Here is a 21,160-nt window from a genome sequence, read left to right on the forward strand (position 1 = left end):
TCGGTTGACGGACGTGCAGCTATGCGGCAATACTTACTCGAAAATTGCCGCGACGCACGGGATTAACACGGTCGTTCCTCATGGAAACACGCTGGATTTATCAGGACGGGCAGCCGAGTTTCGGGTGCTATGGGACAGACTCTCACCGAAAAGGTTCTCGACGACCACCTCGTCGACGGCGAACTCGAGACCGGCGAGGAGATCGGGATCGAGATCGACCAGGTGCTCACTCAGGACACGACCGGCACGATGGTCTGGCTCCAGTTCGAAGCGATGGGACTGGACGAAGTCCAGACCGAAATCGCCGCTCAGTACTGCGACCACCAGACTTACCAGTTCGACTTCAAGAACACCGACGACCACCGCTTCCTGCGCTCTGCGGCCGGCACCTACGGCGCGTACTTCTCTCGCCCCGGTAACGGCATCTGCCACAACGTCCACCGCGAGAACTTCGCGGCGCCCGGCAAGACGCTGCTGGGTTCGGACAGCCACACGCCGACCCCCGGCGGCCTCGGCCAGCTGGCGATCGGCGCCGGCGGGATCGACGTCACCGTCGCCATGGGCGGCGCGCCCTACTACATCGAGATGCCCGAGATCGTCAACGTCCGCCTCGAGGGCGAGCTCCCCGAGTGGGCCACGGCGAAGGACGTCATCCTCGAGCTCCTCCGCCGTCTCAGCGTCAAGGGCGGCGTCGGCAAGATCCTCGAATACACCGGCCCCGGCGTCGAGTCGCTCACCGCGCCCGAGCGCATGACCATCACCAACATGGGCACCGAGCTCGGCGCGACCTCGTCGATCTTCCCGACCGACGAGCAGACCAAAGACTACCTCGAGCGCGTCGGCCGCGCCGACGACTACGAGGAGCTCCAGCCCGACGAGGACGCCGAGTACGACGACGAGATCGTCGTCGACCTCTCGGATCTGGAGCCGCTGATCGCCCAGCCGTCGATGCCCGACAACGTCGTCCCCGTCCGCGAGGTCGCGGGCCAGGATGTCGACCAGGTCATCGTCGGATCCTGTACCAACGGCGGCTACGAGGACATCCTCCCGGCCGCGAAGATGCTCGAGGGCCGCGAGGTCAACTCCACCACGGAGATGATCGTCGCGCCCGGTAGCAAGCAGGCCTCCGAGATGCTCGCCCGCGAGGGCTGGGTCGCGGAGATGATGGCCGCCGGCGTCAACTTCTCCGAGGCCACCTGCGGTGCCTGTATCGGCATCGGTCACGTGCCCGCCTCCGACTCGGTCTCGCTGCGGACCTTCAACCGCAACTTCGAGGGTCGCTCCGGCATCGAGGACGACAACGTCTTCCTCTGCTCGCCGGAGGTCGCCGCCGCCGCGGCGATCAAGGGCGAGATCGTCGACCCCCGAGACCTCGCCGACGAACTCGGCGACCTCGAGGCGCCCGGCATCGAGCTGCCCGACGAGTACGACGGCTCGAAGACGGACCTCATCACGCCCGAGGAGGCCCCCGACGACGAGCTCGTCAAGGGCCCGAACATCGGCGACGTCCCGCTGCGGGACGAGCTCGACGCCGACATCGAGGGTGAGGCCCTCCTGAAGATGGAGGACAACATCACGACCGACCACATCATCCCGGCGACGCAGGACATCCTGATGTATCGGTCGAACATCGAGAAGCTCTCCGAGTTCACCCTCTCCCGCGTCGACGACACCTTCGCCGAGCGCGCCAAGGAGGCCGACGGCGGCTTCCTCGTGGCCGGCGAGAACTACGGGCAGGGCTCCTCGCGCGAGCACGCCGCGATGTGTCCGATGTACCTCGGCATCGAGGCCGTCCTCGCACAGAGCTTCGCGCGCATCCACCGCGCGAACCTCTTTAACTTCGGCATCGTGCCGCTGACGATCGACGAGGACACCTACGAGAACATCGACCAGGGCGACGAGATCGAGATCGTCGACGACGTCTACGACGCCGTCACCTCCGGTCAGGAGGAGTTCACCGTCCGCGTCAACGGCGAGGACGAGTACACGGCGGTTCTCGACGCCTCCGAGCGCGAGCGCGACATCCTCGCGGCCGGCGGCAAGCTCGCCTGGACGAAGGAACAGGCCGAGGACAGCGGCAGCGGCGCCGCGCCGGCCGACGACTAAGCCGTAAGTCGTCCGCTTCCGCGTCGGCGACGCCGGTCGCCGACTCCTGACGACTCAGCCGTCTTTTTTGTGCGTTACCGCCGATCAGCGCGTCCCCTCTCAGAAGGATCCTCGAAGTAGCGGCGTACTCGTCGTTGCGTCGCCGTCTCGAGTAGCGAGGAACTCGAGCTCGCGGTCGCGACGGCGGCGGACGGCGATGGACGACGACGTCGCCGCCACCGTCACGGTCATAGGCGCGGCGTCGATAGCTCGAGTGAATGGGAATGGAAGACGCGCACGCGAACGCCGGCTACCGACGACTGTTCGACGGCGACGGACTGACCTTCGGTGCCGGCTTTCCGATCACGGGCGCGAACCGATCGACGCCGGACGTCGACGCGGAGGTCCACCTCGCGAAACGCGCCGAGGAGTTGGGCTTCGACGGCCTCTGGGCGCGCGACGTCCCCACCTACTGGCCGAAGTTCGGCGACGCGGGCCAGACGTTCGACACGTGGCCGTGGCTCTCCCACGTCGCCGCTCACACCGAGGCGGCGGCGCTTGGCACCGCGAGCATCGTCCTGACGCTTCGCCATCCGATTCACGTCGCGAAGTCGGCTGCGACGGTCGACCGACTCTCGGAGGGCCGACTCGTCCTCGGCGTCGCCTCGGGCGACCGCGACCCCGAGTTCGCCGCGTTCGACGTCGACCGCGAGGAACGCGGCGCGGTGTTCCGCGAGCGCTTCGAGGCCGTCCGAACCCTCTGGCGCGAGGAGTTTCCCGACGTCGAGGGCGAGTGGGGGTCGCTCGACGGGCAACTCGAGGTCGTCCCGAAGCCGACGACCGAGACGATCCCCATGTTACCCACGGGGAACGCCCGCCAGACGCGCGAGTGGATCGCCGAGCGCGGCGACGGCTGGCTGTTCTACCACCTGCCCGAGCGGACGCTCGAGGACTATCTCGAAGACTGGCGGGACAGGGCCGGCGACAAGCCCTACGCGATGGCCGTCCGCGTCGAGTTAGCCGACGATCCCGACGCGCAGCCGCAGCAGTTACACCTCGGGTACCGGGCCGGCGTTGAGTGGTTCCGCGACTACTTCCGGCGCCTCGAGGATCTCGGCGTCGACCACGTCATCGTCGGCCTCGAGAACGAGGACAGCGAGCGGGCGCTCGAGACCTTTGCGAACGACGTCATCGAGCCCCTGTCGTAGGCGTAGGACGGCGGTAGCGGCGGTGACGTCGAAACGTCGGACCGCCGGTCCTACTCACTTCCCTCCTCGTCCCCTCCGGCAACCGAATCGAGCGAGAGGTCGACCGTTTCGACTCGTCTCGAGTCGGACTCCGTGGCGGCGGACGGATCGGGATCGATCTCGACGGCGAAGTCGGACGAGCCGTCGAGATCGGATTCAGTTCCTGATCGGTTGCCGTCACCGGCACCGGTACCGCCACCGGCGGCGGCGCTATCCGCCACCGAGTGCATCCGAGACGTCGACCGGGGCCCCGTCCTCCCGCGATCGACATCGACGGTGATGTCATCCGCGGCGATGACGGTCGGTTCGGTCCCGGTCTTCGATTGCGGGCGTTTCTCGCTTCCGGCTGCCTGCAGACCGGCGGTGGAGCCGCTCGCTTGCGGCGAGCGATCGCTGCAAAGCGATACCTGGAGTTTCGGCGGCGAAAGCGACGTGATATCGTGGAGAACGGTCGACGTCCCGTCCGCGCAGTCGATCCACTCCACGACCAGCGACGGCCCGCCCTCGAGCCGGCGGTTCCTGACGACGACCAGTCCGTCGGGATACCCGCGGGCGGCGCAGCAATCGATCGCGACCCACACGTCGGCGACGAGCGTCAGCGTCCGCTCGGCCTCGATGCTGGTCGCCGCGCCGTCGGCGTCGATCTCGAGCGTCGTCGTGATCGAGTCGAGATCGATCACCGTCGCGCGTTCGGACCGAAGTGCCAGATCGATCGCGACCGTGATCCCGTCGCCGGGCTCGAGATCGGCGTCGAGCCGCTGCCCGTGATCGGCGCCGATCCGGCCGTCGGCGTCCAGCTCGACGAATCGTAGCCGATCGTCCCCGAAGGCAAGCGAGAGCGCGATCGGCTCGGTCAGCTGGTTGACGACCTCGAACGAGGCGGGCGGATAGCGGTCGCCGTTCGCGGTCGCCTCGAACAGGACGCCGCCCGTCTCGACGCCGTCGTCGTTCGAGTCGCGATCGACCAGTCCGAGGTACGCGTTCGCGTCGCTGACGACCTCGACGTCGACGGGACGCTCGGCGCGACCGCTCGAGAAGCCCAACGTGTCGACGGCGAGGAGGCCGCTCGAGCCGGCGATCATCGCCAGCGCGGCGCGGCGCGTCCGCCTCATGGCTGTCGTCGCCGCTCTCGGCGTCGATATCGCGTTGCCATCGGCGCGTCGATCACCCGTCGTCTCGGCTTATCAGTCGCCCACATGCGTTCGCGATTGGACACCCCGACTCAGCGATCTCCCCGACTTATCGATCGGTCCCGTCGTCGGTCGGATCCCGATATTCGAACTCGAGATCCGACGACGGCGGTTCATCGGCGATCCCCAGCCGATTCCGACGAGCGTAGTACCGGTGTGCGACCGCCGAGACGCCGAAGGCCACGACGACGAAGACACCCCACGCCGACTGCGAGACTGCGCTGAACGGACCCAAGCCCGTCGAGACGGCCGCGAGCAACAGGCCGGACAACCCGGTCAGTCCCAGATAGTAATCGCTCCAGGGAATCTCGCGCCCACGCACGATGTCCATGTAGATCTCGACGTCCTCGAGCGCCGGCGTCGGCGACACGGTCCCCCGATCCTGGTTGAAGTCGACGACGCCCGCTTCGTCCATCTTCGGCAGGTGCGACTGGTGCAAGGCGGTGTAGACGCGCTTGCGGTCGCTGCTGGTCACCTCGTGGAGCTCGAGGCCGTCCTCCCAGGCGGCGATCTGCTGGGAGAGCGTCCCGATGTCGAGCGTGTCCTGTTCCCGCATGAGCTCGTGCAGGATGTGGCGCCGCCGTCGGTTCGAGAGGATCTCGAAGAGTTCGTCCTCGGTGAGTACGTGATCGGCTTCGACCGGCTCCGATCGGTCGTCCGGCCCGTCACCCGAGTCCGTACCCAGTTCCGCGTTCGTTTTCACCTTCGCGTTCGCATTCGACGAGTCAGTTCCCCCGGACGGTTTCGCGTGAGTCGCCCCCATTACGGGTAGGCGGTATCATATCCTTAGGTAAAAGTATTGGCCTTCCAATAAGTGATTGAGTCGAACCAATACGGATATTATTGGAATTGCCGCTCGGTTGGAATCCTATTGATTATCTCAATACGTCGAATATCATCTCGGCGCAGCGCTCAACCGACGCTATACCTGTTCATATACGTCCATCAACCGCGGTTGACCGCGGTCAATCGCGAGTATACAGGGGCCACGCAGGCCGCACGAGGCGGTTGACGCGAGTCAACGCCGTCGGGACGGCAGTCTACGATCGGCTGAGAGCACGGGACTCGAGTCAACCGACTGCCCACTCCCGTCCCGGTTCAGTCGAGCGAGGGTTGACTTACTGCCACCGATTCCTGAATTCAACTCCACGAGCGTATTACAATAGCCCTTGCTGAGCACCGATGAGATGCGATCCCCGAAGCGGGGATCGGCGACGAGACGGCGTGCGACGCGACGTGCGGTCGCTTGCGGTAATCAGTCGAACGCAGACAACAACGGAAATCCAGCCATGCAACGGAGAAAATTCGTCATCGCACTGGTAGCACTGTCAATGGCAACGGCTGCGGCCGTCGGCACGGGCGCGTTCGATAGCGTCCAGGCCGACCGAACCGTGCAGGTCTCCACGGCCGGCGACGCCGACGCGTATCTCGGTATCACGGGCGACGGCGAGTACGTGAAGGACGACTCCGCCAATAGCCAGCTCACGATCGACCTCGGCGGTGCGGCGCAGACCAATGCAGGCGGCCAAGGCTTCAACGAGAACGCGGTGACCAACGTCAGTGACGTCGTCACGATCACGAACCAGGGCACCGAGAACGTCACCGTTTCGATCAACGAGAGCGGCGTCCAGAGCGCCGTCGACTTCCAGCTGAGTCACCAGAACACACTCACGCCCGGTGAGTCGGTCAACCTCAGCGTGACGGTCGACGACCTCAACGACAACGTCGACGAGAACGCCAGCGATACCCTCGTCATCGAGGCCAACTCTAACTGACGATGAACCGTCGGAAATTCGTCATCGGCGTCGGTTCCCTCGCCGCCGGTAGCGCCGCTGCGATCGGCACGGGCGCGTTCGACAGCGTCCAAGCCGAACGGACCGTCACCGCCGAGATGGCCGACGACGCCGACGCCTATCTGGCGCTCAAGTCGGGCAGTCCCCACTCGGAACTCCAGAACTCCGGCCAGTTGAAAATCATCGACATCAACGGGATCGGTAACGATGACTACGGCGGTGGCTCCGGCGTCGGCGGCAATTCGGAGTACTACTTCGACGGCGTCTTCCAGGTCACCAACCAGGGCACCGACACGGTGTACTTCTACGTCGACGGTCTCCAGGACGTGTTCGTCGACGGTAACGACGAGCTCGAGGACATCTACGTGTACGCGAACGCCGCCCGCGATACGCGGCTGGACGGTGACGTGGGTGCCCTCGAGATCGGATCTGGAACGACGGAATCCATCGGCGTCTACGTCAAAACGGGCGACGTCGACACCGCTGGCTCCAGTACTAACTCGTACGACGGCACTGCGACGGTCTACGCGGAAGTCGACGATCCGACCAACTAAATAGACCGGGCCATCGGTCGAAAACATTCGATTCGATTTTTCGATAGCTGGTCAGTTTATTCGACGCCGTCGGCATACTATTCTCGCGCTCGATAGGAGGGGACGTACGCTCACCGTCGTCTAATCGAGGGTATTGGTCCTCCTCGAGATCGGAACTGCTCCCGATCACTCGTCGTTTCTGCTGGTCAATAATAGACGGACCGACCTGATGAGCTTGATATCACTCGTTGACTGGCCTTGAGAATACGGTCAATAACCGTATTACAATGACCGTAGCCCCGCACCGCCTATTCGGGTAGCGACGATGTCGAAACACCCGACCCGACCACAGCCTCGAGCGACCAGGGGGATGTCTCGAGGCGGGACCTGCGGAACGGCTGCACCCCCGTTCCGCGGGACGCTCCGATGCACCCGGACACGCACCCGAACCCGAATCCGACTGCACCATCGGCATCGCAGCTACCCCGTACCGTGCACCCCGATCACCAGGGCGGCATCGGCGTCGGTCGCAGGCGGATCGCCGTGTCCGACGGGGGTGGGACGTGGCGAGCCCGAGCCGACGCCGATCGCACGCAGTTCTGACCGCCGCCAGCCGAACGGCGTTCGCGGTTCGCAGTCAGCGCGGGGAGCAACGGCACTGCCACCTGTTTCGATACCGGAACCAGCCGCCGACGCGACCGCACGCGGTCGCCGTCGGGGCGAACGAAACCAACGCGACCGCGTCGCAGACGGCGCACGGTCGTTCGCAGAGTAACGATTTCGCGGGAGGACGATTTCAATATGGGAACACGACAGACCGACGATTCCGAAACCGACGACGAGGATGGCGGTCGCGACCGCGATCCGACGATCGAAGCGACGTACGACCATCTTTCGCTGTACGTCTACGAGGCGGGCACGAACGAACTCCTCGAGGCGGTCTACGAGGCCGACACGCTGGCGATTCCGGCCGTGGGCGACCGGCTTTCGTTTACCGACGCGCGCGCGGAGGGCGACCTCGAGGGCCGGGCCATCAGCTACCAGGAGGAGCGGGAGCCGCCGACGTACGTCGTCGAGGAACGGGAGGTCACCTACCTGCACGTCGACTGCGACATCGACGGCGTCGACGAGGACCGCCGGCTCGTCTCGGAGGTTCGCGTCTGGGTGACCGAACGCGACGGGTGATCGCCGGCCGACCGAGCCGGCGACCGAAAACGGACGACGGGACCGATCGACCATGCGCACGCGGGTACCGCGATCGAACGGGGGAGGAGGTCGATGAGCGGCGCGACGAGCCGGTGGCTCGTTCTCGGATTACTCGCGATCGGCCTCGTCGGGACGGGCGTCGTCGCCACCGACGCAGGACTTCTATCGGCCAACGAACGAACAACTCTCGACGAGCGGCCCGACCACGACGATCTCGGGAACGAAACCGGCGTCGTCGCCGAACCGGCTGACGGGCCGAACGGCGCCTACGCGTACCTCGACGCCGACGGCGAGCTCGTGATCGATCTCACGGTCGACAACGACGCCCTCGAGGGCGACGGCGTCCCCGAGTCGGCGGTGACCGGTATCGGCGACGTGTTCACGCTCACGAACACCGGCGACGAGCGGGCGCGCGTCTGGCTCGAGCACGACGCGGACCACGTCGCCTTCCGAACCGGCGAGGGCGAGTCGATCGAGGGGGCGAACGAGGCCGCCGTCCTCGAGCCGGCGGAATCGATCCGCGTCGGGTTCGTCGTCGACGCCCGCGACCTCGAGAGCGAGGGGGGCGTCGTCGAGTCGCTCCGGTTTCGGACGGCGACCCTCGAGAGCGAGGACGGTCGGGACTCGGCGGATTCTCACGGCGGGACGGACTCGTCGACGGTGGATCCGTCACCGTCGGTGGAAGTCGTCGAACCCGACGCGAAGACCCGAACGATTACCGTCAGCGACGTTCGCGGACGGACGGTTCCGATCGACCTCGGATCGCTCCGGGTCGGCGAGGGGGTCGTCCTCGAGGGGGTGACGATCCGGTTCGACGACGTCGAAGATGCGACATTCGAGGTTCGAGCCGACGGCGGCCGCGAGACGGGAGACGGGCAACCGCAGCCGCTGCCGGCCGGCGTTTCGACCATCGGTGCCGTCGACGTCGAGGACGCGCCGCCAGGTGGGGCGATCGAGTCGGTCGAGTACCGGTTCGCTATCGATCGGAGCCGGATCGAGGGCCGCGAGTCGGCGACTACGGCCGAATCCGAACCCGCGGTCGCGTTCTATCGATCCGCCGGCGACGGGTGGAAGCACCGCCGGCTCAAGCCGGACGACGAGACGGGGATCGCAGGCGGCGACGTGAACGGGGACGACGGATCGACCACTGCAACCCGATACACCGCGACCGTAACGGCCGACTCCCTCGCGAGCGGCATCGTCGGCGCCCCCGGTACGGACGACGGGGCTTCCACTTCCGCTCGCACGGTCCCCGTCGATTCCGACGGTGGCTCCGACGACGGTGCCGCGACCGAAACCGGCGGCGCCGACGCCGATTCCGGATCCGTCGACGGCAGCGGCGGTCCCGTCCCCGCGGCGTTCGTCGGCGTGGTGGTGCTCATGGTGTGGCTCCGCAAACTGACTCGAGGCTAACGTCGATCCATGCGAGACGAGACCGACGCGACGACGGTGACGGGACGGGCGCCGCGAATAGTGGCGAAACTGCTCAGCTACCCTAACGTACAAATAAAACGACAGTATTGGCTCAGGTGCACACGATGATTCGGCGGGGGGTCGTCCGGGGGGCGCAAGCGCTGGTGCTCGTCACCGTCGTCGCGCTGGTCGCCGGCCAGCTGCTCGGGCAGCCGATCCTCCTGGGGTTCGTCGAGACCGGGAGCATGGAGCCGACGATCGAGACGGGCGACGGATTCGTCGCGATCCCGGCGGAACTGACCGGGGAACCGCAGCGTGGCGACGTCGTCGTTTTCGACGCCCAGGAGCTTCACGGCGGCGGCCTGACGACCCACCGGATCGTCGAGGAAACCGACCGGGGGTACATTACGCGGAGCGACGCGAACCCCTTCACCGATCAGGACGGCGACGAGCCGCCGGTACAGGAGGGCCAGATCGTCGCGACCGCCCTGCAGGTAAACGGCGAGGTCGTCACGATTCCGAACCTCGGGACCGCCGTTATGTCGGCCAGCGGCGCCCTCGAGCGGACCCAGCGCTGGCTCGCGGTCACGTTCGGGATCCGCGCGTTCGTCGGTACGAGCGGACTGGCGTACCTGCTGCTGGGCGCCTCGCTCGTCCTCTACGTGATCGAAACGATTCGAGAGCGCCGCGAGGCGCCGGTCAGATCGTCGCTCGAGCGCGCGGACGACGAGGGCGAAGGCGACGAACTCGATCCGCGGCTGATCGCGGGCGCGTTAGCGCTGCTCGTCGTCGCCGCGGCCGTCGCGGCGATGGTCGTCCCGGCCGGCACCCAGTCCTACGACGTCATCAGCGCCGAGTTCGACTCCGAGCGGCCGCTGGTGATCGAGCGGGGAACGACCGACGAGATCACCTACCCGATCGGGAATCGGGGGTTCGTCCCCGTCGTCTCGTACGTCGAACCCGGCAGCGACAGCGTCGCCGTCGACGGTGGGCCCTGGGTCGTCGGCCCACGCGACGAGACGACGGTTACGGTGTCGATCACGGCGCCCGCGGAGACCGGCTACTATCCGGCGTACGTCACCGAGTACCGGTACCTGACCGTCCTCCCGCCGTCGGTCATCGACGCGCTGTACGCCGTCCACCTGTGGGTCCCGTACGCCGCGATCGTCTCGCTGCTCGGCGGCGGGTTCTACGGACTGGGGCGGCTCCTGCTCGGGCCGGGCGATCCGCGCTCGAGGCGGAACCGCGCCCGTCGGCGGGGCGGGCGCGGGCGACTGCGATCGATCGTTCGGAGGTGGTACTGACATGACCGGGCCTACTGACGCGAACGACGGATCGGAAGCGATGGGGGATCGGAAACCGAACGGACCGGAACCGACGGAACGGCGGCTCCGGCTCCGCGCGCTGTTCACGGAGTACGGAACGCTCCTGCTGGTCGGCTTCGTGCTCGTGGCCGCCGTCGGCGGGTGGATGACCTACGGCGCCTACGCCGACTCCGGAACGGAAACCGAACAACGACTCGAGCACCGCTGGATCGCGACGGGCTCGTTCTCCCACGGCGCGACCGTCCACGAGTCGACCGCGATCTACGACGCCGGGACGGTACTCGAGAACGAATCGCTTTACTACACGAGCGTCACGCCGACGGTCGACGGGGAGTTCGTCGGGGGGTACGACGCCGATTCGGGCGAGAACGTCAGCGTCCATCTCACCGCGGACGTCCGCTATCGCGCGGTCGACCCCGACGGTGGGACCGTCTATTGGAGCGAACGGCGGCGCCTCGCGTCGGCGAGCGCGAACCGCGTCGCGCCCGGCGAATCCGTCGCTGCGTCGTTCTCCCTCAACGTCTCCGACGTCGCCGCCCGGATCGACGAGATCGAGTCCGATCTCGGCGCGAGCCCGGGCGAAACCGAAATCGCGATCGAGGTGCGCCGGGAGATCCAAGGGACCATCGACGGCGACCGCCGGACCGCGAGCGATCGGTACCGGATCCCGATCGCGTACGACGGCGCCACGTACCGACTCGAGGCGGCGGGGGCGTATAACGAACGGTACGACACGTACGAGACGATCACCGTATCCGGAGGCGGTTCCGACCCGCCCCTCGCCGGCCTGGGACTCCTCGGACTCGGGCTCGTCGGGACGATCATCGCCGGAATCGCAGCGGTCCGGGTTCCCGAGCCGACGGCCGCCGAACGCGAGTGGCTCGACTACCGCGACGACCGGGCCCAGTTCGAGGAAGTCGTCGCGACGGCCGCGCTCCCCGACTCGGCGCTCGAGGGCGAGCGCGCGCACGTGGAGACGCTCGCGGATCTCGCGGAGTTCGGGATCGACGTCGACGAACCGATCGTCTTCGACCGGCGGACGGGACAGTACGTCGTCCGCCACGACGGGATCGTGTACGCGTTCGAGCCGCCGGCGCTCGAGGGGGAGACGGACGCAGGCGCGGCCGACGGCGACGTCGAATCCGACGCGGAGTTCGTCTTCGATCGGGCGCAAGCGGGGGGAGAGAGCGAAGCCTCGAGCACGGCTTCGACCGCGACCGACGAATCCGGACTGTGGGACGCCATCGCTGCGCGACTCTCCTCGGCGCTCGGCCTCGAGCGAGACGGCCGTCCGCTCGCCGACGGGGACGCCGAACCCGCGCCCGGCTCGGCTTCCGATTCCGCGGTCGGAGGCGGAGCGGACCGCGAATCGGCAGCCGCACCGGCGGCACCGGCGACGGACCGGGCGACTGACCGATCCGACCGAGACTCGAGCGACGAGGAAAACGCAAAGCGGGAGCAGAGCAGGTCGGACGGCGGCTAAAGCAGAGTCGTGATTCCGTTTAGAACCGATCGATCGAGAACGGCCCGATCTCGCGGTCGGTTTCGCCGTCGACGGCGAGGTCGGCCAGAATCTCACCGACGACGGGGGCGAACTCGAACTCGCGACCGGAGAAGCCGGCGCCCACGACGACCCGGGGATGGTCGGGGTGGGTATCGAGGACGAACTGCTCGTCGGGCGTATTCGTAAAGAGACACGTCTGCAGGCGCATCGTCGGGCCGGCGCCGTCGGGGAAGTACCGTTCGGCGAACTCCCGGAGCAACCGTTCGTCCGTCTGGGTCGGTTCGCGCTCGACGGCGTCGGGGTCGACGGCCTCCTCGCGGTGGTGGTACTGGCCGACCTTGAAGCCGGGGACGGCGTGGACGGGACAGCCGTAGAACCGTCCCTCGGGACCCTGCAGGTTCCAGACCGGAAAGCGGTCAGGCTCGAAGCGGGCCGGCTCCTCGGGCCGAAACCACGCGAGCACCTGCCGCTCGGGGACGAGCACGTCCGCGAGCGGCTCGACGAACCGCGCGGTCCACGCGCCCGCGGTGACGACCAGTCGGTCGCCCTCGTAGATATCGCGGTCGGTCTCGACGCGGACGCCGTCCTCGAGCGGCCGCCAGTCGACGACGCGTTCGCGGGCGCGGATCGTCGCCCCGGCGCGGTGGGCCCGGTCGACGTGGGCGACGATACACTCCTCGGGAACGAGGTAGCCGCCGTCGGGCTGGTAGATCGCCTCGTAGTCGTCGGGCAGCCGGTAGCCGGGATACCGTTCCGAGAGCGCCGCGCTCGAGAGCCGTTCGTACTCGAGGTCGTGTTCCTCGCAGGTGCGCGCGGCGCCCTCGACGAGCGGATCGCCCGCCGGCCCGGCGTCGATCGAGCCGGTTCGATAGAACAGTCGCCGGTCGTGGTCGGCTTCCAGCTCCGTCCACAGCTCCTCGGCCCGCCGCAGGAGCGGGACGTACGTCGGATCCTCGGCGGAGGCGAGCCGGAAGCTGCGCGTGAGCCCGCGGGAGGACCCGTAGCCGTGCGGGACGTCGTAGCGCTCGAGGCCGAGGACGTCGACGCCCCGCTCGGCGAGGTGGGCGACGGTCGCGCTGCCCGTCGCGCCGACCCCGAGGACGATGGCGTCGTACCGTTCGCTCATGCCCGATCGTACGAGGAACCCGGCGAAAATACTTCTCACTCGCCGCTTGCCGCTTTCTGCTCGCCGCTCGCCGTAAGGCCGGGCCGAGCCGCGCGACTAGTCCGGCTTGCCGTCCGAGTCCGAGCCGCGAGCCCGGTCCCGCAGCGCGCGTTTCTGCCGCCGTTCCGTCACGTGGTCGATCCCGTCGGCCAACTCCTCCCTGACCGCCCCCTCGAACTCGTCGACGTCCTCAAGGAACTCGGTCGAGAACTCCTCGACGAGTTCGAAGGTCCACTGGTCGCTGATCGCGCCCGCGGGGAGGTGCTCGTCTCGGAGCCGGTCGGCCCACTCGTCGTGGCCGGCCTCGCGCAGGGCGTTTTCGGCGTCGGCCATCCGATCCATGGCGTGACCGAGCTGGTGGTGGAACTCGAGGAGGGTGCCGTAGGCGCGGTGGACGTGTTCGATGCCGAGTTGCAGGTCGTGCAGGGCATCTTCCTCGGCGTCGGTCAGATCGAGGTTCTCGAGGTCGGCGGTGTCGGGTCCGGCGTCGGCGTTCGTATCGGACATGCGCGCCGGGTCGACGGGACGACGGAAAACCGTCCGCGTTGCGGTTGCCGGATCTTAGACTGCAAGGGGCTGGCCGAGTTCGGGCGCGCGGGCGTCGAACCCGTCCGCCCGCAGTTCCTCGGCGAACGCCTCGCAGCGGTCGCCGTGATTGACGAGCACCTCGCTCCCGCGGTAGGACTCGAGGAAGTCGAGCAGTCCCTGCCGGTCGGCGTGGGCCGAGAAGTCGTACTGCTCCGTCTGGGCGCTGACGCGCATCACGCGACCGTCGATCTCGGCGCTGCCGGTCTCGAGCAGTTCGCGGCCGGGGGTACCCTCGACCTGGTAGCCGGTCATGGCGATCTTGTTCGTCGGGTGCGAGCGGACGGCGGGGACGTAGGTCATCGCCGGCCCGCCGTGGAGCATCCCGCTGGTGGTGACGATGACCGTGTTTTGCTCGGCGATGCGACGGCGTTGCCCGTCGCGGCCGTCGACGAACCGAGCGTTGCCCTTGGCGCGGCGCAGGAGGTCGGGATCGCGCAGGAACCCGCGGTTTTCCTCGCACAAAAAGAGCTCCGTGACGCGCTTGCCCATCCCGTCGACGTAACACTCGAGGTCGTATTCCTCGCAGAGACAGAGCACCTCCTGCGTGCGGCCGATCGCGAACGCGGGGACGACGACGGTGCCGCCCTCCCAGATCGTCGTCCGGAGGCTCTCGGCGAACGCGCGTTCGATCTCCTCGCGGGGCGGCCGCGTCGTGTCCGCGTACGTGCTCTCGGCGATCACGACGTCGGCGTCGGGCCGGGCGGTCGTCCCCGAGAGGAGGCGTTGCCCTTCGGTGTGGAAGTCGCCGGTGTAGAGCAGCCGGGTCTCGCCGTCGTCGACCAAGACGTGGGCGCTGCCGGGGACGTGGCCGGCGTCGAAGAACGTGATCTCGTAGCCCGCGGCCTCGAAGGGCTCGCGGTAGCCGTGGGTTTCCGAAACTTGGGTCACGCGGGCGAGCTCCGCCTCCGTGAACGGACAGTCGTAGGTTCCGCCGTGAAGGTCGAGCGTGTCTCGGGCCAGCACCATCGCGAGGTCGTACGTCGGCGGTGTCCAGTGGATCGACGGGCGCGCATCGCCCGACAGCAGCGCGGGGATCGAGCCGACGTGGTCGAGGTGGCCGTGGCTGACGACGACGGCCTCGGGATCGGCGTTGCCGACGGGAAACGACGGCGGATTGCCGGAGTCCATGCCATAGTCGAGCAAGAGCGTTCCGTCGATCAGGACCGCGCTCCGTCCGATCTCGCCGGCCCCGCCGAGAAACTCGACGTCCATGAGAATCGATTACTGCCTCGAGCCGTTTGCGTTCGTCGGTTCCGTGGCGACAGCGCCGTGCGGAACGAGCCGTACGATTTCGGCCGCTATCGCCGCGAGTTCGTCCGGTCGTAGTCCCTCGTCCGCGAGCGATCGGATTCGGACCGCGTTCGACTGCCAGCGGGGCTTCCGTCGTCGGCCTCGAACAGCCGATCGAGTTCTCGTTCGAACTCGGCGTCGCTCAGTTCGCCCGCGACGTAGCGCTCCTGAAGCCGAGATTTCGGATCGCGCGTGCGGGAGGTCGACGGTGTACCGGCGCTCGAGTCGGACGACGCCGACCGGTCGCGAAGCATCGAAAACAGTCCGAGGGCGCCGAGCACGAGCAGTCCGAGCACGGCGACGGAGACGACTAGCGAGACGACCGTCGCGACGACGGAAAGGAGGATCCCCACGATCGTCGCGATCACGCTCAGTGCGACGAACGCGAGGACGAGAACACCGGTCCCTTTCAACAGGAGGGTTCCGAGGCGGCCCATACGAGTTCTTCGACTCGCGACTACAAAAGTGACGCGTCGTGTTACGTGTCTGTCAAATTCGCGCGGATTCGACCGATCGGCGGCGCGGATCGGGCGATCCGACCGGGCGCCGGGGAACGCGCGACCGCGATCGGGAGTCGCTCAGGAATCGTTCGAACGGGACCTCGTCGACGGCCGCGATCCGGTCCGGCGCGCCAGTCCGAGGAGATAGACGTCGAGCAGGCAGACCGAGAGCACCGCCAGCGGAACCGCAACGTCGACGTAGTCGACCGTCTCGAACTGCAACGCCGTCACGACGAACGGATGGCCGGGCTCGAGCGCACCGGAGAGCGTCCGCGCGCTGAGGAACGCGAGCGCGAGCACGTACAGCCCAAACCAGATCGCGCCGCGCTTCCAGTAGCCGAGGTAGCAGTGACCGAGCCCGGCGACGAACGCCGAGAGCGGGTACGCGGGCCAGGTGGGTCGCAAACGGTCGGTCATCGGTTCTCACCTTTCGTTCTCGAACGGAATACGCGTTGCCCGCTCGAGACGGGCGAGCGGGGACGGGGTTGGCGTTTCGGTCTCGTCCTCGGTCTCGTCGGTCCCGGCTTCAGCTTCGGACCGACTCACGAGCGGCGAAAGCGCCTCGCGAGCGCGCTCGACGTGGCGAGCGGCCGCCGGCGAGGAGCGGGTCGCACCGTCCGAACTGGGCGACGCGCGCGCTCGGCCGGACAGCACGCGCGCGGCCGTTTCGCGCGGATCGCCGTCGGTATCGATCGCGTCGGCGGTCATCTTCGACGCCGATCCGGACCCAGGTTCGGATCCGGTCCCGGACCGCGACGCCGATCTCGACTCCACCGTTCGCCACAGCGCCGCCGACAGCGACCGCGCGTAGGCGTTCATCGCCGCTCGCGTCTCGTCGGCGGCGCCGACGGCCGTCGTCCCGAGCGTCGCCGCCGTCTCCGCCAGCACCGTGCAGGGACGGGCGAGTTCGTCGTCCAACTCCGACGGCCGCTCTCGAGGGGCGGATCCGGACGCAGCGCGGTTCTCGGGCGCCACCTCTCTCCCGGTCTCCGTTTCGGCTTCGGCCGGCGTCCGCTCCGCGAATCCCGCCGCCAGCGCAGACGAACCCGCGGCCAGTTGTCGGTACAGCTCGAGGGATCGGCGGTCGGGAACCGGGACGTCGGTGATCGTCGCGTACGCGGCCGCGTGGAGGTGATCACTCGCAAGCACCGCCGCGTCCCGCCGCTCCCGGTCGTCGTAGCGATCCGAGTCGCAGAGATCGGACCGGAGCCGTACGTAGCCCTCGAGGAGGGTGACGGCGTCCGCGACCGAGGTGAGGATCTCGTCGGCGGGCCCCTCGCGCTCGTCGAACGTGAGCGCGGTATTGGGATCGGTATTGCCGTCACCGTCGCCGTCGCCCCCGGTCGCGGTCGGGGGATCGGTTCCGACGGCGGTCGTCGCGGCGACCTCGCCCGCGATCGTACAGAGCGCTGCGGGGAACGATCGGTCGCGAGGCGACACGACCTCGGAAACGATCGCCCGGACCGTCGAGGAGAGGCCCGAAAACGATCGATCGAACGACGTCGGATCGCGCGGGGAGAGATGTTCGCTCATTGTAATTTCGAACTGACGGTGGCTACGAATCCCTTACGGTAGGACGGGTGGCCGACGCGCGGACTGGTTACGCATTGTTCTCGTTCGGCGTCTCGGAGGCATCGTCTCCGTCGGCTCCATCGGCTCCGTCGTCCCCGTCGTCGGGCGGTTCGTCGGCCGTCGGTGCATCCTCGGGAACCGATCCGAACAGTTCCCCCTCGGTTTCGGCCGGAAACGACGCGTCGGCGGCGAGGAGGTCGTCGATGAGCTGCGCGACGACCCCCGACCGGACCTGCCCCAGGTACTCGTCGCGGTCGAACGCCAGCTGTCGGGTGCGTGCCCCGTCGAGCGCGGCCAGCAGCAGCGCGGCCGTCTCCTCGGTGTCGTGGTCGACGAACTCCCCGGCGTCGATCCCGTCCTGCAGGATCTCCTCGAGCGTCGTCCGGAGTTGCTCGTCGCTTCGCTGGAGTTGCTCGCGGTACCGCTCGTTGTGCGGCGCCTGCGTCCGCAACTCGAGCAAGGCCGTGTGGAACGATCGGCGCTCGTCCTCGCCGCTCGAGCCGTAGAGATACCAGTCGATGAACATCGCCAGTCGCACGGTCGGCGCCACCGACCGGGTCGCCTCGATTCCCTCGTCGAACTGCTCGCGGAGGTACGCGAGGAGGTCGGCGACGAGGTCGTCCTTGGAGTCGTAGTGGTAGAACAGCAGCGACTTGCTCTTGTCCGTCCTGTCGGCGATATCCTGCGCGGTCAGATCGGTGTAGCCGTGCTCGCACAGGGCCTCGTAGGTTGCTTCCATGATCGCCTCGCGGACGTCGGGATCGGTCACTACCTGACTACTTGGTCAGGTGAGCGTAAAAGTCGTTTCGTTCGCGGCGACTGTCACTTCCGATACTGTCGGATTCCGAACCGCTCGTACCCGCCGTAGGCGACCTCGAGCGATCCGATCCACCAGTTCCACCGCTCGGACGGGGTCCCGTCGGGCGCGTCGGCGAGTTCCTCGAGGACGGCGTCGGTCGTCAGCGGCGTGCCGATGTCCCCCTCGTACTTCCCGGAGTCGGCGAGATCGACCGCCTGCCGGACGACGACGCGGGATTCGCCCGCCGTGCCGTCGAACTCCTCGCGCAGGCGCGTCTCGAGGCGGTCGGGATCGATGAACACGCGCGGAGTTACGCGAGCGACCCACTTGAGTCTTCGAGCCGAGGCGGTCCGCTCGAGCCGAACAGATTCGGCGATGTGCGAAATCGAACGGCCGGGAGCGCGTTCGCCGCCCTCGGCGAGCGCGTGACCCGGGGGAGGGCAGGCTCTCACACCGCTCCCGACCGCGAGCGACTACAGGGAGCGAGCGGGCCGACGACTGATGTGAGCGAGCGTGCGGCGCCACGCGCCGCAAGCGAGCGAACGGAGGGAGGAGTGCTTTTGATCGACCTTTTACCGAAGGACATCGCGCTCGCGACAGCAATCGCTGTCGCGAGCGCGTCAGACTGCAGGGTAAAAGGTCGGTGTGAAACGATGTTCTTTTGAGCGGCGACCGTCTTCCGTCGGGCATGGCAAGTTTCACTGTCGTCGTCGGCGACCCCGACACCGGGTCGTCCTACCAGCTCGAGGCGGAGGATCAGGACGCGAACCGATTCATCGGCAAGGAGATCGGCGAGGAAGTCGATGGCAGCGCCGTCGGCCTCGACGGCTACACGCTCGAGATCACGGGCGGCTCCGACGACGCGGGTCGACCGCTCAACCCCGACGTATCGGGCGCGAACCTGACGGAGGTCCTGATGGAGGGACGCCAGACCGGCTACAAGCCGTCCCGCGACGGCGAGCGCCGCCGGGTCACCGTCCGCGGCCGCGAGGTCTCCGACGCCGTCGCCCAGATCAACGCCTCGATCGTCGACCGCGGCAGCACGGACGTCGACGAGCTGCTGGGCGAGGGCGAGGACGGCGAATAACGTTCCGACCGCCGCTACTGATCACGTACTTCTATGGCAGATACAGTCTCGAGCGATCACCCGTCGGTGCAGACGGTGCGAGCGACGCGTACCGAAACTGCGACCGGCGCGTACGTTGCGATTCCCGACGACGACAGCGACGCGTTTCCGGTCGGCGAGGTCGTTCGGGTCGTCCTCGACGGCGACGAACTGTTCGCGAAGATCGACCGACCGCTGACCGGAGACGGGGTGTCGATCCCCGGCGTCTACGAGACGCCCGACGGCGCACGCGATCCCGGCAGCGGCACCGACCGGCTCCCGGCGTGGATCGACGACCACGGGATTCCGGCCGGCGGCTCGGTGCTGGTCGACGTCGTCGAACCCGACTTTCTGTACGGCTTCCGCGAACCCGGCGAGACGGCCTACTACGACGCCCACGAACCGCCGAGCGATAGCCTGAGCGAGATCGCGAAGAACCTCGAGGACGGGTAGACTGGTAGCCGGGTAACTGAGCCGCCGGATCGTTCGGCGAGGACGTCGGCGTCGCGAGGCGGTACGCTATAAGTTCGGTTTTCGAAGAGAGGAGAAAGACGGAGAGCGACAGCGAGCGCGGCGACCGACGGAGGGGACGGCGGTCGCCGGCGCTAGTGGCGGGCGAGGAAGGCGTACAGCAGGAGCCCGAACGCCAGATGCTGGCGCATCGTCTGTTCGACGGCCTCGCGGACGTACGCCTCGTCGTCGATCGAGTACTCCTTCGTCCGAACCTTCGTGTGCATCGCCAGCACCTCCTCCTCCTTGAGATCGTGGAGCGCCGGATAGACGGTTCCCGGGCTGAGCGTCGCGTCGAAGAGGTGCGTCAGATCCGAGAGCAGCTCCTTCCCGTGGGTCTCCTCGCGAAGCGCGATGAGCATCAGGAGGATCTCGTCGAGATTCTCCTTGATGAGCGCCTCGTCGAACCGGACGTCGTCGGTCGACAACGCGCCCCGTACCTGCTCGAGCAAGCCGTCGAGTTCGCGTTCGACCGCGTCGCCAGCGTCCGCTCCCGCGGCCGCCTCGCGCGTTCGGTCGTACGATTCTGATTCCGATTCCGACTGCCTGTTCACGGCCGCGTTCGAGAGTTCGTCGAACACGGACCGCGTGTTTGTTGAGTCCTCACGCATTGTTCCGATCACCGAATGGGGGTGTTCGTGGCTGGGACCACCTCACGCACCATCGGCCACACACTGCCGACGCGCACTCGAGTTGCGGTGTCCCTCACGACGACTTAACCGCTGGAACTGGCAGATATTAAACCCACGTGGAAGTGACCGTCACGAAACACGATATTTCAACATCTGCGAAATGATATAATAACGGTGGCGCGTTGCGATCCGTCCGATTACCGGCTCGAGCGCACCGATGAAGCCAGTTTGTCTTCTACGCGCTCCGGTTTCGAATCATCCGTTCGTTTTCGTCGCGCCCCGACGAACGTACAATAAGGTTGCGGCCGGAACGGAGACGATACCGTCACGGCGGGCGCCGGGAGCGATCGCACGCGCCCGTCGTTCGACCCGCGCGGCCGATGGCTATGAAACCCCGCCGGCGAATGCGACTCGTATGGACCGCATCGATCTCGAGGGCGGGTTCAGCATCCACGATTACCGGGCGAAGTTGAAGCTCCTGAACGACACCGGTGAGACGCGGACGCTCGAGAACCGACGGGAGCTGCAGTGTCCCGCGTGCGATCGCGCCTTCGACCGGCTGTTCGTCACCGAGCGGGAGACGGCGACGTTCGAGACGGCGCCGGAGCGGCCGTTCTGTCTCGCGCGGACGGACGAGAAACTGCTCCTTTTGACCCACTAACGGCGTTGCTACGGATCCCGTCGGTCACGGAGACGACAGCCG

General features: G+C 67.3%; 22 protein-coding genes. 11 read left to right on the plus strand and 11 right to left on the minus strand.

What is annotated here, in order from left to right:
* Positions 1–129: 129 nt before the first annotated feature.
* Both ACYQ26_RS00655 and ACYQ26_RS00660 read left to right on the plus strand, forming a co-directional pair.
* Complete coding sequence (locus tag ACYQ26_RS00655) at positions 130–2,106, plus strand: aconitate hydratase (RefSeq protein ID WP_459806364.1); 1,977 nt, start codon at positions 130–132, stop codon at positions 2,104–2,106.
* Between the two features lie 263 nt (positions 2,107–2,369).
* Positions 2,370–3,293, plus strand: coding sequence for a TIGR03571 family LLM class oxidoreductase (locus ACYQ26_RS00660; RefSeq protein WP_459806720.1), 924 nt, complete (start codon positions 2,370–2,372; stop codon positions 3,291–3,293).
* A 50-nt stretch (positions 3,294–3,343) separates the two neighbouring features.
* On the opposite strand, the gene ACYQ26_RS00665 is transcribed toward ACYQ26_RS00660, so the two are convergent.
* Both ACYQ26_RS00665 and ACYQ26_RS00670 read right to left on the minus strand, forming a co-directional pair.
* Entirely contained in the window at positions 3,344–4,444 is a 1,101-nt protein-coding gene (locus ACYQ26_RS00665; protein ID WP_459806365.1) for a hypothetical protein, read from the minus strand.
* A 127-nt stretch (positions 4,445–4,571) separates the two neighbouring features.
* A complete protein-coding gene (locus ACYQ26_RS00670; protein ID WP_459806366.1) occupies positions 4,572–5,285 on the minus strand; it encodes a DUF7344 domain-containing protein in 714 nt (237 codons plus the stop codon).
* A gap of 568 nt (positions 5,286–5,853) precedes the next feature.
* Between ACYQ26_RS00670 and ACYQ26_RS00675 the strand changes: the two genes are divergently transcribed.
* From ACYQ26_RS00675 to ACYQ26_RS00700, 6 genes are all read left to right on the plus strand, one after another.
* On the plus strand, positions 5,854–6,297 hold the full coding sequence (locus tag ACYQ26_RS00675) for a DUF1102 domain-containing protein (RefSeq protein ID WP_459806367.1): 444 nt from the start codon (positions 5,854–5,856) through the stop codon (positions 6,295–6,297).
* 2 nt (positions 6,298–6,299) lie between these two features.
* Positions 6,300–6,869 carry a DUF1102 domain-containing protein gene (locus ACYQ26_RS00680; RefSeq protein WP_459806368.1) on the plus strand — a complete coding sequence of 190 codons (570 nt, stop codon included), beginning with the start codon at positions 6,300–6,302 and terminating at the stop codon, positions 6,867–6,869.
* 780 nt (positions 6,870–7,649) lie between these two features.
* On the plus strand, positions 7,650–8,033 hold the full coding sequence (locus tag ACYQ26_RS00685) for a hypothetical protein (RefSeq protein ID WP_459806369.1): 384 nt from the start codon (positions 7,650–7,652) through the stop codon (positions 8,031–8,033).
* A 93-nt stretch (positions 8,034–8,126) separates the two neighbouring features.
* Positions 8,127–9,467: a hypothetical protein gene (locus ACYQ26_RS00690; protein ID WP_459806370.1), complete on the plus strand. Its 1,341-nt coding sequence runs from the start codon at positions 8,127–8,129 to the stop codon at positions 9,465–9,467.
* A gap of 125 nt (positions 9,468–9,592) precedes the next feature.
* A complete protein-coding gene (locus tag ACYQ26_RS00695) occupies positions 9,593–10,771 on the plus strand; it encodes a S26 family signal peptidase (RefSeq protein WP_459806371.1) in 1,179 nt (392 codons plus the stop codon).
* 1 nt (position 10,772) lies between these two features.
* On the plus strand, positions 10,773–12,275 hold the full coding sequence (locus tag ACYQ26_RS00700; protein WP_459806372.1) for a DUF5305 domain-containing protein: 1,503 nt from the start codon (positions 10,773–10,775) through the stop codon (positions 12,273–12,275).
* A 19-nt stretch (positions 12,276–12,294) separates the two neighbouring features.
* On the opposite strand, the gene solA is transcribed toward ACYQ26_RS00700, so the two are convergent.
* From solA to ACYQ26_RS00740, 8 genes are all read right to left on the minus strand, one after another.
* Positions 12,295–13,422, minus strand: coding sequence for an N-methyl-L-tryptophan oxidase (gene solA / locus ACYQ26_RS00705; RefSeq protein WP_459806373.1), 1,128 nt, complete (start codon positions 13,420–13,422; stop codon positions 12,295–12,297).
* Positions 13,423–13,518: 96 nt separating this feature from the next.
* Positions 13,519–13,968 carry a hypothetical protein gene (locus ACYQ26_RS00710; protein WP_459806374.1) on the minus strand — a complete coding sequence of 150 codons (450 nt, stop codon included), beginning with the start codon at positions 13,966–13,968 and terminating at the stop codon, positions 13,519–13,521.
* A 54-nt stretch (positions 13,969–14,022) separates the two neighbouring features.
* Entirely contained in the window at positions 14,023–15,261 is a 1,239-nt protein-coding gene (locus ACYQ26_RS00715) for an MBL fold metallo-hydrolase (RefSeq protein ID WP_459806375.1), read from the minus strand.
* A gap of 86 nt (positions 15,262–15,347) precedes the next feature.
* On the minus strand, positions 15,348–15,776 hold the full coding sequence (locus ACYQ26_RS00720; RefSeq protein ID WP_459806376.1) for an SHOCT domain-containing protein: 429 nt from the start codon (positions 15,774–15,776) through the stop codon (positions 15,348–15,350).
* A 141-nt stretch (positions 15,777–15,917) separates the two neighbouring features.
* The gene (locus ACYQ26_RS00725) at positions 15,918–16,256 is read right to left on the minus strand and encodes a hypothetical protein (RefSeq protein ID WP_459806377.1); all 339 of its coding nucleotides are present in this window, start codon (positions 16,254–16,256) and stop codon (positions 15,918–15,920) included.
* Positions 16,257–16,262: 6 nt separating this feature from the next.
* Positions 16,263–17,372 carry a hypothetical protein gene (locus ACYQ26_RS00730; RefSeq protein WP_459806378.1) on the minus strand — a complete coding sequence of 370 codons (1,110 nt, stop codon included), beginning with the start codon at positions 17,370–17,372 and terminating at the stop codon, positions 16,263–16,265.
* Between the two features lie 67 nt (positions 17,373–17,439).
* Positions 17,440–18,180, minus strand: coding sequence for a TetR/AcrR family transcriptional regulator (locus ACYQ26_RS00735; protein WP_459806379.1), 741 nt, complete (start codon positions 18,178–18,180; stop codon positions 17,440–17,442).
* Between the two features lie 53 nt (positions 18,181–18,233).
* Entirely contained in the window at positions 18,234–18,512 is a 279-nt protein-coding gene (locus tag ACYQ26_RS00740) for a WNWW family protein (RefSeq protein WP_459806380.1), read from the minus strand.
* 386 nt (positions 18,513–18,898) lie between these two features.
* Between ACYQ26_RS00740 and ACYQ26_RS00745 the strand changes: the two genes are divergently transcribed.
* Both ACYQ26_RS00745 and ACYQ26_RS00750 read left to right on the plus strand, forming a co-directional pair.
* On the plus strand, positions 18,899–19,297 hold the full coding sequence (locus ACYQ26_RS00745; protein ID WP_459806381.1) for a 30S ribosomal protein S6e: 399 nt from the start codon (positions 18,899–18,901) through the stop codon (positions 19,295–19,297).
* A 33-nt stretch (positions 19,298–19,330) separates the two neighbouring features.
* Positions 19,331–19,768 (plus strand): DUF7112 family protein, encoded by a 438-nt coding sequence (locus ACYQ26_RS00750; protein ID WP_459806382.1) that lies wholly within the window; start codon positions 19,331–19,333, stop codon positions 19,766–19,768.
* A gap of 152 nt (positions 19,769–19,920) precedes the next feature.
* Here ACYQ26_RS00750 and ACYQ26_RS00755 read toward each other — a convergent pair whose 3' ends face one another.
* The gene (locus tag ACYQ26_RS00755; RefSeq protein ID WP_459806383.1) at positions 19,921–20,436 is read right to left on the minus strand and encodes a helix-turn-helix transcriptional regulator; all 516 of its coding nucleotides are present in this window, start codon (positions 20,434–20,436) and stop codon (positions 19,921–19,923) included.
* A 436-nt stretch (positions 20,437–20,872) separates the two neighbouring features.
* On the opposite strand from ACYQ26_RS00755, the gene ACYQ26_RS00760 reads away from it, so the two are divergent.
* Entirely contained in the window at positions 20,873–21,118 is a 246-nt protein-coding gene (locus tag ACYQ26_RS00760; protein WP_459806384.1) for a DUF7385 family protein, read from the plus strand.
* Positions 21,119–21,160 lie beyond the last annotated feature (42 nt).

Source organism: Halopiger thermotolerans, from assembly GCF_054654555.1.